The sequence below is a fragment of the Shuttleworthella sp. genome (assembly GCF_057251025.1).
Map to the genome: position 1 here is coordinate 55112 of NZ_DBHIDN010000008.1, position 11713 is coordinate 66824.

The 11713-nt window shown below is 56.8% G+C and carries 10 protein-coding genes; 7 read left to right on the forward strand and 3 right to left on the reverse strand.

Going from position 1 to position 11713, the window contains the following annotated elements; translation table 11 throughout:
• Positions 1-42 precede the first annotated feature (42 nt).
• The gene (gene typA / locus ACO5R6_RS03535) at positions 43-1875 is read left to right on the forward strand and encodes a translational GTPase TypA (RefSeq protein ID WP_485625809.1); all 1833 of its coding nucleotides are present in this window, start codon (positions 43-45) and stop codon (positions 1873-1875) included.
• Positions 1876-1982: 107 nt separating this feature from the next.
• Here typA and ACO5R6_RS03540 read toward each other — a convergent pair whose 3' ends face one another.
• Positions 1983-3047 (reverse strand): alpha/beta hydrolase, encoded by a 1065-nt coding sequence (locus ACO5R6_RS03540; protein WP_485625810.1) that lies wholly within the window; start codon positions 3045-3047, stop codon positions 1983-1985.
• 307 nt (positions 3048-3354) lie between these two features.
• Here ACO5R6_RS03540 and ACO5R6_RS03545 point away from each other — a divergent pair, with 307 nt between their 5' ends.
• Positions 3355-3585, forward strand: coding sequence for an alpha-L-rhamnosidase-related protein (locus tag ACO5R6_RS03545; RefSeq protein ID WP_485625811.1), 231 nt, complete (start codon positions 3355-3357; stop codon positions 3583-3585).
• Here ACO5R6_RS03545 and ACO5R6_RS03550 read toward each other — a convergent pair.
• Both ACO5R6_RS03550 and ACO5R6_RS03555 read right to left on the reverse strand, forming a co-directional pair.
• Entirely contained in the window at positions 3582-6251 is a 2670-nt protein-coding gene (locus tag ACO5R6_RS03550; RefSeq protein WP_485625812.1) for a cation-translocating P-type ATPase, read from the reverse strand. The genes ACO5R6_RS03545 and ACO5R6_RS03550 overlap by 4 nt on opposite strands.
• A gap of 111 nt (positions 6252-6362) precedes the next feature.
• On the reverse strand, positions 6363-6596 hold the full coding sequence (locus ACO5R6_RS03555) for an MFS transporter (protein ID WP_485625813.1): 234 nt from the start codon (positions 6594-6596) through the stop codon (positions 6363-6365).
• Between the two features lie 353 nt (positions 6597-6949).
• Here ACO5R6_RS03555 and asrA point away from each other — a divergent pair, with 353 nt between their 5' ends.
• The 5 genes from asrA (at position 6950) to ACO5R6_RS03580 (ending at position 11642) form a co-directional block, all read left to right on the forward strand.
• Positions 6950-7969, forward strand: coding sequence for an anaerobic sulfite reductase subunit AsrA (gene asrA / locus ACO5R6_RS03560; RefSeq protein WP_485625814.1), 1020 nt, complete (start codon positions 6950-6952; stop codon positions 7967-7969).
• Positions 7970-8761, forward strand: a complete 792-nt coding sequence (gene asrB / locus ACO5R6_RS03565) for an anaerobic sulfite reductase subunit AsrB (protein WP_485625815.1) — start codon at positions 7970-7972, stop codon at positions 8759-8761.
• Between the two features lie 10 nt (positions 8762-8771).
• The gene (asrC, locus tag ACO5R6_RS03570) at positions 8772-9758 is read left to right on the forward strand and encodes a sulfite reductase subunit C (protein WP_485625816.1); all 987 of its coding nucleotides are present in this window, start codon (positions 8772-8774) and stop codon (positions 9756-9758) included.
• Between the two features lie 92 nt (positions 9759-9850).
• Complete coding sequence (locus ACO5R6_RS03575) at positions 9851-10864, forward strand: FecCD family ABC transporter permease (protein WP_485625817.1); 1014 nt, start codon at positions 9851-9853, stop codon at positions 10862-10864.
• Entirely contained in the window at positions 10857-11642 is a 786-nt protein-coding gene (locus ACO5R6_RS03580) for an ABC transporter ATP-binding protein (RefSeq protein WP_485625818.1), read from the forward strand. Before ACO5R6_RS03575 ends, ACO5R6_RS03580 begins: the two co-directional genes overlap by 8 nt.
• Positions 11643-11713: the final 71 nt, after the last annotated feature.

The following is an 11713-nucleotide window of genomic DNA, read 5'->3' on the forward strand; positions in this document are numbered from 1 at the left end:
TAATATAGGAAAGTCGATTTTACGGCAGAGAAAGAGGTCACAATGATTCAGTCTAGAGACGACATACGCAACGTAGCCATCATCGCCCATGTTGATCACGGCAAGACCACCCTGGTCGACGGGCTCTTACGGCAATCCGGTATCTTCCGCGAGAACCAGGAGGTTCAGGAGCGTGTCATGGACTCCAATGATATCGAGCGCGAGCGCGGTATCACCATCCTCTCTAAGAACACGGCTGTTACCTATAAGAATACCAAGATTAACATCATCGATACCCCGGGGCACGCCGACTTCGGCGGGGAGGTGGAGCGCGTCCTGAAAATGGTCGACGGCGTCATTCTCCTGGTCGATGCCTTTGAGGGTGTCATGCCCCAGACCAAGTTCGTCCTGCGCAAGGCCCTGGCTCTTGCGCTTCCCATTGTCGTTGTTGTCAATAAGCTGGACCGTCCGGATGCGCGTCCTCTTGAGGTCGAGGATGAGGTCCTGGAACTCCTCATGGATCTGGACGCCACCGAGGAACAGCTGGATGCTCCCTTCCTCTTCGCCTCTGCGCGGGAGGGCTATGCCATTGCTGACCTGGATGATGAGAAGAAGGACATGACGCCCCTCTTCGACGCCATCATCGATAAGATCCCGGCTCCCACCGGAGACCCGGACGCCAATGCGCAGATGCTGATCTCCACCATTGACTACAATGAGTTCGTCGGCCGCATCGGCGTCGGCAAGATCTCAAACGGCTCTCTCAAGCTCAATCAGACGGCTGTTGTTGTCAACCACCACAATCCGGATGCCAGACAGAATGTCCGCATCACCAAGCTCTTTGAATTCGACGGTCTCAACCGTGTCGAGGTCGAGGAGGCCAGGATCGGCTCTATCGTGGCTATCTCCGGCATCTCAGACCTCCACATCGGAGACACCATCTGCGGAACGGACGGTGAGCCGGAGGCAATTCCCTTCCAGAAGATCTCCGACCCCACCATCGCCATGAACTTCATCGTCAATGACTCTCCCCTGGCCGGACAGGAGGGTAAATATGTCACCTCCCGCCACATCCGGGACCGTCTCATGCGAGAGCTCAACACGGATGTCTCCCTCCGGGTCGAGGACACGGACTCCGCCGATACCTTCAAGGTATCCGGCCGCGGCGAACTTCACCTGTCCGTCCTGATCGAGGAGATGCGCCGCGAGGGCTTCGAATTTGCCGTCTCCAAGGCAGAAGTTCTCTATAAGCAGGACGAGAAGGGCAAGAAGTTAGAGCCCATGGAAATCGCCTATATTGATGTCCCCGATGAGTTCCAGGGAGCTGTCATTCAGAAGCTGTCCGCCCGCAGGGGAGAGCTTCGCAGTATGAACCCCATCCAGGGCGGTTATACCCGCCTGGAGTTCAAGATCCCCTCCAGAGGGCTGATCGGCTACCGGGGCGACTTCATGACAGATACCAAGGGCAACGGGATCCTGAACACGGAATTCGCCGGCTACGAACCCTACAAGGGCGACATCGAGTACCGGGCTACGGGCTCCCTCATCTCCTTTGAGACAGGTATTTCCGTCGCTTACGGTCTCTTCGCCGCGCAAGACAGAGGCACCCTCTTCATCGGACCCGGTGAGAAGGTATACTCCGGCATGGTGATCGGCCAGTCCTCCCGCTCTGAGGATATCGAGCTCAATGTCTGCAAGAAGAAGCACCTGACCAATACCCGGTCGTCTTCCGCCGATGAGGCTCTGACCCTGACCCCTCCTAAGATCATGTCTCTGGAGCAGGCCATCGACTTCATCGACACCGACGAGCTCCTGGAGGTCACGCCCGAGTCCCTGCGGATCCGAAAGAAGATCTTGGACCCCCTGCTGAGAAAAAGGAGTGGCTTTAAGAAGTAATCATTTTAAGAAATAATCAATTGAAGCAATCTGTTTATGAAGCGGTTTACTTTGCCGCAATTCATATTGGAAGAATTAATAAAAGCGAGGCGCCGCCTCGCTTTTGGCTATCTGTCCGATCCGTCCGAGAGATCTCCTGCCCTGTCATTTGGGATTGCTTGAAGCCCCCTCACTTCCTCCTCCCGATAGCGGATCTGTCTCTCGGCGAGCAGTTCCGCCAGAGTCATCCCCTCGACCGCCCGCAGCATATCCTCAGGGGCCATCATCGGGACAAAAGACTCCATCTCCCTTCGTATCCGCTCAAGCAAGGGTTTTATGGCCTCAACCGCCCGGGGATTCCCCAGGATCCGCTTCACGGTGCAATCCGCGGACAGATAGGCATCCCAATCCCCATTGATATGACGGCCGTACCTGGGTTCGATCTTGCCGGCGAAGGGCCGGTTCTCTCCCATGACATCAGCCAGGAAGCCAAGCGCATCATCTACCCAATGGGGAATCCGATCACAGAATTTGTCTGACCTGGTATGAAGCCAATACTCTCCTGTGCTGAATCCGTGGGGGCCTCCGGCATAGATGTGACTCTCAAAGGTAATTCCCGCCGCATCCAGGGCTTCCATCATCCGGAGGGAGTTGGAGATCTTAACCGTTGGATCCGAGCGGGATGAGAAAATAAAGCAGGGCGGCGTCTTGTGATCAACACAAGTTGTCACATCCGGCATATCGGACGCGTCACAGACCTCTCTGACCTGGTCCGTAACTACAGCATAACCCAGGATCGCCGCTGCCGGGCGGTGTCTCGCCAATGTAGCTGCCGCCCCCGCCAGGTGTCCTCCGGCGGAGAAGCCGGCAACTGCCAGGCGATTCATGTCCACTCCCCAGTCTCCGGCGTGATCTGCAATGTAGGCATAGGCCTGGTCATAGTCACAGAGGGGATTGGGCCAGGTCCGGTTCTCCCCAACCGAATAGCGGAGAACAAAGCTGTGATAGCCTCCTCTTAGGAAGGCAGCCGCCACCGGATCTGCCTCGCGGTCAGAACAGAACAGATAGGCTCCGCCCGGCATAACCATGACCGCAGGTCGATCCTGAAAGCCGAACTCCCCGCCCACATCCTGCAGATAGGCCGTCAGGCTGACATTCCTCTCCTCATTCAGAACAATCTTCTCGATTCTCATAGTCCCCTCTTCCATGAATAAGACTACGTCTTTTCTCTCTTCCTCCGCATGGGGAGGTCTATACTTGCAAGTACTATTCTATCCTTTAACCCCGCCTGCCAAAAGGCCATTCTGAATATACTTTTGCAACACCATAAAAACAACCATAATCGGAACAGAAGACAGAACAGCTGCGGCAGAAAACAGAGTCCAGTGCGCCGCAAATTGATTCGGGATTTATGTAGTAAATATTTTACTTTGTCAATTTATTATATCCGCATCACATATTCACGAATTAAAATGTCAACTTAGAATCACTGTCTCCTGGTTGTTAATTTATTTTTATATTTATAATCCTATCCCCGAAAATACAAGAAAGATCATCAGCCCAAAGGGCGAGGGCCTGGATGACTTTGCGCCCGACCAGTTCACCGCCTGTGTCATCCACACGGACCTCAGGAAAACCGGCAAATTTCACTGTTCCAATCCCAAGGTGAACAAGCTCCAGGAGAATATCAGCTGGAGCCAGAGAGATAATTTCCTGGACGGCCTCCTTTAACCGGAACACCGCCCTCTTCTATTCGAAGTTTGAGAGGAAGCGGACAGATTGTCCCGGAGGAATTTGACCAGCTGAATCAGAAGCGTCGGAAGGAGGGCCAGGCCCGCGATTGCCAGATACTGCTGCGTGTTCAGGGCAACAACCGAGAACATCCGCATGACGGGCGGCAGGAAGAGGACCAGGATCACCAGAACCAGGCCCAGGAGAAAGGCCCCCAGGCTGTACCGGTTCCCGGCGAAGCCGATCCGAAACAGACTGTGCCGGCTCCTGCAGTTGAAACCGTGCAGGAGTCTGGCCAAAGTCAAGGTCGAGAAGGCCATGGTGGAGGCGGCGGCGCTTGCCCCGGGGCCAGCCAGGCCAAGCCGGTATGCCGCAATGACGCAGACCGCGATCAGAGCCCCCTGTCCGATCAGAAGACCAGCAAAAGCCCGCGTGATAATCCCTTCCTTGGGATCACGCGGTCTTTTCATTAAGACATCCGGATCCGATGGTTCCATCCCGATGGCCAGGGCCGGCAGGGAGTCTGTCACCAGGTTGATGAAGAGGAGCTGGACTGCCGCAAATGGGATGGGCAGGGCCATAAGGGATGTGTATAGGACGGCGATGATGGCCGACAGGTTGCCTGAGAGCAGGTAGAGGACAGCATTTCGGATATTGTTGTAGACTGTGCGGCCATTGGCCACTGCCTTGATGATGGTCGCGAAGTTATCATCTGCGAGAATCATGGAGGCCGCGTCCTTGGAGACCTCTGTCCCGGTCAGACCCATGGCGACGCCGATATCCGCCTTCTTGAGGGCCGGAGCGTCATTGACCCCGTCACCGGTCATGGCTACAATCCTGCCCTTCTTCTGCCAGGCATCCACGATGCGGATCTTGTTCTCCGGAGAGACGCGGGCATAGACACTGATCTTCTCAATCTGCGCATCCAGCTCCCGGTCAGACAGGGCGTCCAGTTCCTGCCCGGTCAGGGCCTTGTCCCCCTCATGGAAGATTCCGATGGATCTTGCGATGGCGCTTGCCGTCAGCTTGTGGTCCCCGGTGATCATAATGGTTCGAATGCCCGCTGCCCTGGCCTGTGCAACTGCTTCCACCGACTCCGGACGGGGAGGGTCCATCTGGGAAATCAGACCCAGGAAGATAAATCCCGTCTCATTCTCCCGCTTCAGCTCCTCCTCACTCTCCTTATATGCGAAGGCCAGGACACGAAGCCCCCGGTCCGAAAATCTCTGGTTCTGTGCCAGAATCTCCTCCCTCATCTCCTGCGTCATGGGCTTAATCCCGTCGTCCAGGCGAATCCGAGGGCATCGGCCTAAGAGGACATCCACCGCTCCCTTGCTGAAGACGGTCTCCTTCCCGTGAATCAAGTGCTTGGAGGACATGAGCTTGCGGTCTGAGTCAAAGGGGATCTCCTCCAGACGCCCCGCCATGGAGCGGAGCAGGCTGTCCGACAGGGCCAGCCGGTCTCCGTCCAGGTCCAGGCCCTGAATGTTTCGGTACATCGACAGGAGGGCATACTCCGTCGGGTCCCCGATTCCCTCTCCGTCCACAATCGACGAGTCGTTGTCCAGGACTGCGGCATAGAGGAGATAGCGGTGAAGCTGCTTGCTGACGTCCAGTTCCTTGTCCCGATAGAGCTTGGCGCCCACATAGATCTCCTGGACCGTCATCCTGTTCTGGGTCAGAGTTCCCGTCTTGTCGGAGCAGATGACGGAGACGCAGCCCAGGGATTCCACTGCGGCCAGTTTCTTGATGATGGCCTGCTCTCTGGCCATCTTCCTGGTCCCCATGGCCTGGACAATCGTGACGATGGAGGACAGGGCCTCCGGGATCGCCGCGACCGCCAGGGCCACGGCGAATAGAAGGGCGTTCACAAGCCCCATCCCCCGCCAGATGCAGAGCCCGAGGACAAGCGCACAGATCAGAATGATCGCCAGGGCCAGTTTCCCTGAGAAATCATCCATGGACAGCTGGAGGGGCGTCTTCTTGTCCCCGGTGGCATTCATGAGTCCCGCAATCCGGCCCAGCTCTGTCTCCATGCCGGTCTCCGTGACCATGACGTAAGCCCGGCCGTATGTGACCAGGCTTCCGGAATAGACCATATTGATCCGGTCAGCCAGAGCGGCCTGACCTTCAATGACAAGATCCGACTTGTCGACATTGACGGACTCCCCGGTCAGCGAGGACTCGTTGACCTTTAGGGAGAAGTTCTCGAGAATGCGTCCGTCGGCCACCACCATATCTCCGGCCTCATAGGTGACCAGATCGCCGGGGACCAGCAGGGACGAGTCGATCTCCCTCTTGACCCCGTCCCGGATCAGCTTGACCTTGGGCGAGGACAGGGACTTAAGAGCCTCCAGAGATTTCCTGGCCTTGACCTGCTGGATCGTGCCCAGGACAGCGTTTAGGACAAGGACGGATAGAATGACCAGGGTGGACTCGGCGTCACCCGTAAAGGCAGAGACCAGGGCTGCCGCAATCAGAATGATCACCATCAGGTCAGCGAACTGACCCAGGAAGATCCGAAAGACCGACTGCTCGGCGTTCTCCTCCAGCAGATTGGGCCCGTACTCCTCCAGCCGCTTGGCCGCCTCTGTCTCAGACAAGCCCTCTGGACCGCTGGCGAGCAGGCGCTCTACTTCTGCACGATCTTTTTGATACCAGGCCATAGCCACCTCTTCTCCCATAGGCAGACCCAAATGAAACGGTAAGTTCCGTGCTTATTCTAACCGCTTCCCTTCTTTCTGCCCAGTCCTATTTGAGAAGACAGGCCCCTTCGATTATGCTTGCGCCTTCCTGCGCTCTTCCATCTCCTCACGCATCTTGGGGAGCCTGGCCTCCAGATCGAACCTGGACAGGAGGATGAACATGACAATGAGAGTGACCAGGGGGATTACGATGGAGAATCCGTAAATAGCCATCTTCGTTGCCGCAGGAGCGACCTCCAACTTCGCATTGTAGCCGACTGCCCCAAGAGCCCAGCCAATCGCGGACCCGCCCAGGCCTAGTTTCAAAACGTCTTCAAGAAATGGCAGAAGATCACACCTCTGAAGTACCGAAAGAGGACCCAGGTTCTTCGCTGACATCTCCTTTCTGACGCAACTCCTCCCGGGCGCAATTCCTCCGGATGAAATCGAACAAGGGATCATATGTTGTACATAAAACATACATATCTTGATTTTGAAGATATACTGGTTGTGCTACACTTTGACTGTATCTGATAAATCCCCTGTATGGGAGAAGGGGACAGGGCCGAATCCGACGGCTCGCACAGATACCGGCATCTATTTAAGCTACGAAAACAGCGGGTCCCCGGGGCAAGAACTGCCCTTTGCTGCTGTTTTCCGGTTCACGAAAGGAGACACAGGTGGGCTTTCAACTAACTGCCGATGGTTTTGCCAAGACCCTCGACGCTCTCAAAGAGCAGTATCTTATCTATGCTCCCGTTCTCAAGGAAGGTACCGGCCGCTTTACTGACACGGATATCGTCCGCTATGACTTTGTAAGCGAAGCCTCTGAGATCGAATTGGAGCGAAAATCCGACTACGCATTTAAGGAGTTCTTAACTCCCCTGTCCGAGACCCTTCTCTTCTTCACGGAGGATCAGGTCAAGGCCGCAGATATCCCCGACAAGCCGGTGCTCATCTTCCTGCGCAGCTGTGATCTCCACGCGGTCCGGCGCCAGGATGACATGTACTTGAACAACGGCTGGACCCCCGACTGGTTCTTCAAGAGACGCCGTGACCTGGTCAAATTCGTTCTGATCGGCTGTAAGCAGTCCTATCAGAACTGCTTTTGTGTGTCCATGGGCAGCAACCGGTCGGAAGACGGCTATGTCTTCTCGGTAGAGCCGAATGGAGACGGCTACGCCTGTGATGTCCCCGATGAGAGCTTCGCCTCCTTCTTCCGGGACGGTCAGACGGCTGATATCGTTCCCTCTTATGTCCTGGAGAATCAGTTCTCCGTCCGTGTACCCGATCGGGTTCCCAACGCCATCTTGAAGCACCCCCTCTGGGACGAGTACTCTGCCCGCTGCATCGGCTGCGGCCGCTGCAACTATGTCTGCCCCACCTGTACCTGCTATACCATGCAGGACATCTTCTACAATGAGAACGGCAAGGTGGGTGAGCGCCGCAGAGTTGCCGCCGCCTGCATGGTCGACGGCTTCACCAATGTCGCCGGCGGCGGCGAGTACAGAAAGAGCCAGGGGGAGCGCATGCGCTACCGGGTTCTTCACAAGATCTCGGACCACAAGAAGCGGTTCGGCGAAAATATGTGCATCGGCTGCGGCCGCTGTGACGACGCCTGCCCTGAGTACATCTCCTACTCGAATATCTTGAATAAGGTCACCGATGCGGTTTCCTGCCTCGGAAAGGAGGAACAATAAATGACTGAGAACGCGTATCTCCCCTTCCCTTCCAGGATTCTCGCGGTGATCAAGCACACGGCTAAGGAATACACCTTCCGCATGGAATTCACCGGCCCGGTCAAGCCCGGACAGTTCTTTGAGGTCTCCGTCCCCAAATTCGGCGAGGCTCCCATCTCTGTCTCCGGGATCGGCTCCAATTATGTCGACCTGACCATCCGGAGGGTCGGCCGCGTCACCAACGAGGTCTTTGAGGCCTATGTCGGACAGAATCTTCTCCTGAGGGGCCCCTACGGCAATGGATTTGACGTGGACCTCTACCGCAGCGGCGAGACGGTCGTGGTCGCCGGAGGCACCGGCGTCTCCCCCGTCCGCGGCGTCATTGACGCACTATCTTCTATGGACAACGCCAAGGATAAATACGTCATTGCCGGCTTCCGAAGCCCGGATGACATGCTCTTCCGGGATGACTTGAAGCGCTGGGATGATGCCCTGAACCTGACCCTGACCGTCGATGGCGCTCCTCAGGGTTACAAGGGCAATATCGGCCTTGTCACCAAGTACATCGCCGACCTTCCCCTCCGGGATATTCCCACCGCCAAGGCAGTTGTGGTCGGCCCCCCTCCCATGATGAAATTCACCATCATCGAGCTCAAGAAGAGAGGCTTTCGGGATGATCAGATCACCGTATCCTACGAGCGCAAGATGTGCTGCGGGCTCGGGAAATGCGGTCACTGCCGCGTCAATGACAAGTATATCTGCCTGGACGGACCCGTATTCAACTACAGCCAGGCCAAGGATATGATGGATTAAGGAGGGCAAGATGGGAAGCTTAGATATAAATGTCGGCAAGATGAAGAAGAACGCCTTCCGCTATTCCAAGGTGAGAGGCGAGACCGCATCCCGCGTGCGTATTCCCGGCGGAGTCATTGACTCCAAGTCCCTGGGACGGGTCGTTGAGATCGCTGAGAAATACGGCAAGGGGGTCATCGACATCACCAACCGCCAGGGCATTGAGATCCCCGGCATCCGGTTCGAGGACATGGACGCTGTCAACAAGGAGATCCAGCTGGTCATCGACTCTCTACATATCAACCAGGAGACCCCCGATACCGGCTATCCCTCCTCCGGCACCCGCAATGTCGAGGCCTGCCCGGGCGCAAGACTCTGCCCCTTCGGCTGCTATGACACCACCGCTTTTGCTCAGAAGATGGAGAATACCATCTTCCCCAATGACCGTCACGTTAAGATCGCCTTCACCGGCTGTTCCAACGACTGCGCCAAGGTTCGCCTGGCTGACTTCGGCATCATCGGCATGACAGAGCCTCAGTACGACCCCGACCGCTGCGTCTCCTGCGGTCAATGCGTAGACTACTGCCAGCGCCGGTCCGTCGGAGCCCTCAGCATGGTCAACAATAAGATCGTCCGTGACACCGCCAAATGTGTGGGCTGCGGCGTCTGCGTCCACTACTGCCCCACCCGAGCCTGGACCAGGTCCAAGGAGCGCTACTTCCGCCTGGTTCTCCTGGGCCGCACCGGGAAGAAGAATCCCCGTCTGGCGGAAGACTTTATCAAGTGGTGCGATGAAGAGAGCATCTTTAAGATGGTGAAGAACGCCTACGCCTATATCGAGGAGTATATTGACCCCAATGCGGTAGAGCACAAGGAGCACATCGGCTACATCGTCGACCGGACCGGCTTTGAGAAATTCAAGGAATACATCTTAAACGGCGTCAACCTGGGTCCCAAGGCCGAGGTCGCAGAGGCTGTCTACTGGGGCGGCAATCACTACGACCGGTATGGCGGCTGACTTCCTTTTATTGTAAGATTAGCCTGTCATTTGATCGGATCCGACCGGCCTTTTCTCCCGGCATAAGTCTCCGAAGCGTTTCGAGGTAAAATATGAGAGCATCCAAAACACAGTCCCTTACCTATGCGCCTGTGTTTTTGGTGCTCTTTCTTTTGCTCCTAAGCGCAAGCCTGGCCTCCATTGCCCTGGGCAGTGTCCGGATCAGCCTCTCGGATCTTCTTGGGGTCCTTTCCGGCCGAATCCGGTCAGGGACGGAGTACACGCTGATTTGCCAGATCCGCATTCCCAGGACCCTCGCCTGCATGGGGGCAGGCCTGGGCCTGTCCGGTTCCGGTCTCATTCTGCAGAATGTCATGAACAACGCCCTCGCTTCCCCCAACACCATCGGCGTTAATTCCGGGGCCGGTTTTGCTGTCATGCTCTCCATGGTCTTCTTCCCGACGGCTGTTGCGACCAGGGGCTTCTTCGCCTTCGCCGGGGCCCTGATCACCTCCCTTCTCATCTTCAGTCTGGCCTACCTGTCAGACTCCTCCCGCATCACTATCATTCTGGCCGGAATCACCATCTCTGCCTTCTTAGGCGCCGGGATGAACCTGGTCAAGATCTTGGACAGCGACCTTCTGATCAACATCAACAGCTTCCTGATCGGCAGCCTCTCCGGAATGACCTACGGCCAGCTCGGCCTTCCCCTTCTTATGACCGCTGTGGCCTTTACTCTGACCGTCCTCCTGGCCAACAGCCTCAACATCCTCTCTCTCGGGGATGATATCGCCTCAGGTCTCGGAATGAACGTCCATCGGACCCGTCTGGTCTTCCTGATCCTGTCCTCCCTTCTCGCCGGAGCCGTCATCTCCTACGCCGGACTCATCTCCTTCGTTGGCCTGGTAGTCCCCCATATAGCGAGGCGGATCTTCGACAGCGACAATCGCCTTCTCCTCCCCGCCTCCGGCCTTCTGGGTGCCATCTACGTCCTCTTCTGCGACCTTCTCGGCCGGACCCTGATCGCCCCCTATGAGCTGCCGGTCGGCATCATCATGAGCTTCATCGGAGGTCCCTTCTTCCTCTATCTCCTGCTCAGGAAGAAAGGAGGCCGCCGCCTTGGATAGACAGCAGAATCCCCCTATCATCCAATTCACCTCTGCCGACATCGCCGTCGGCCGCACACGCATCATAAGAGACCTCTCCCTCTCCTTCCCACAGGGAGAGATCAGTGTTCTTCTGGGGCCAAACGGCTGTGGCAAGACCAGCCTGCTCCAATGTCTGAACGGGCTCTCCAAGCTTGTTTCCGGTTCTCTGACCTGTCGGGGGCGGTCTCTGTCTGACCTGTCTATGCGGGAGCGGGCCAGGGAAATCGCCTTCCTCCCCCAGGTCCGGTCCGTCATCCCAAGCATCCCGGTTCGCGTCTTAGTCGAACACGGACGCTTCCCCTACCAGGGCTTTGCCCGCAGGCCCAACCGGGAGGACCGAAGGATGGTTGATGAGGCTATGAGATCCTGCGGCGTGATCTCCTATGCTGACCAAAATGTCGATACCCTGTCCGGCGGCATGCGGCAGAGGGTCTTCATCGCCATGGTTCTGGCCCAGGCCACTCCCATCCTCGTCCTGGACGAGCCGACGACCTATCTGGACCCCGGGTCGCAGAAGGAGATCCTGGACCTTGCGGCTTCCCTGCGCGATCAGGGCAAGACCGTCATTATGGTCCTGCACGACCTGGCCCAGGCCGCCCGGATTGCCGATTTTCTTGTCGTTATGTCCGATGCCCGCCGGATTGTCTCCTGCGGACCAAAGGAGGATGTTCTTGCCGACTCCTCCATCGAGGACGTCTTCGGTGTGTCCATGCACCGGGTCCGGATTGAGGGACAATCCCACTATCTGTTTTTCTGAAAAAGGCAAAAGAAAAGGGGCTGTGAAAAAACAACCTCATCTTAGTTGGGTTAGCACCCAGTGGCATTTAC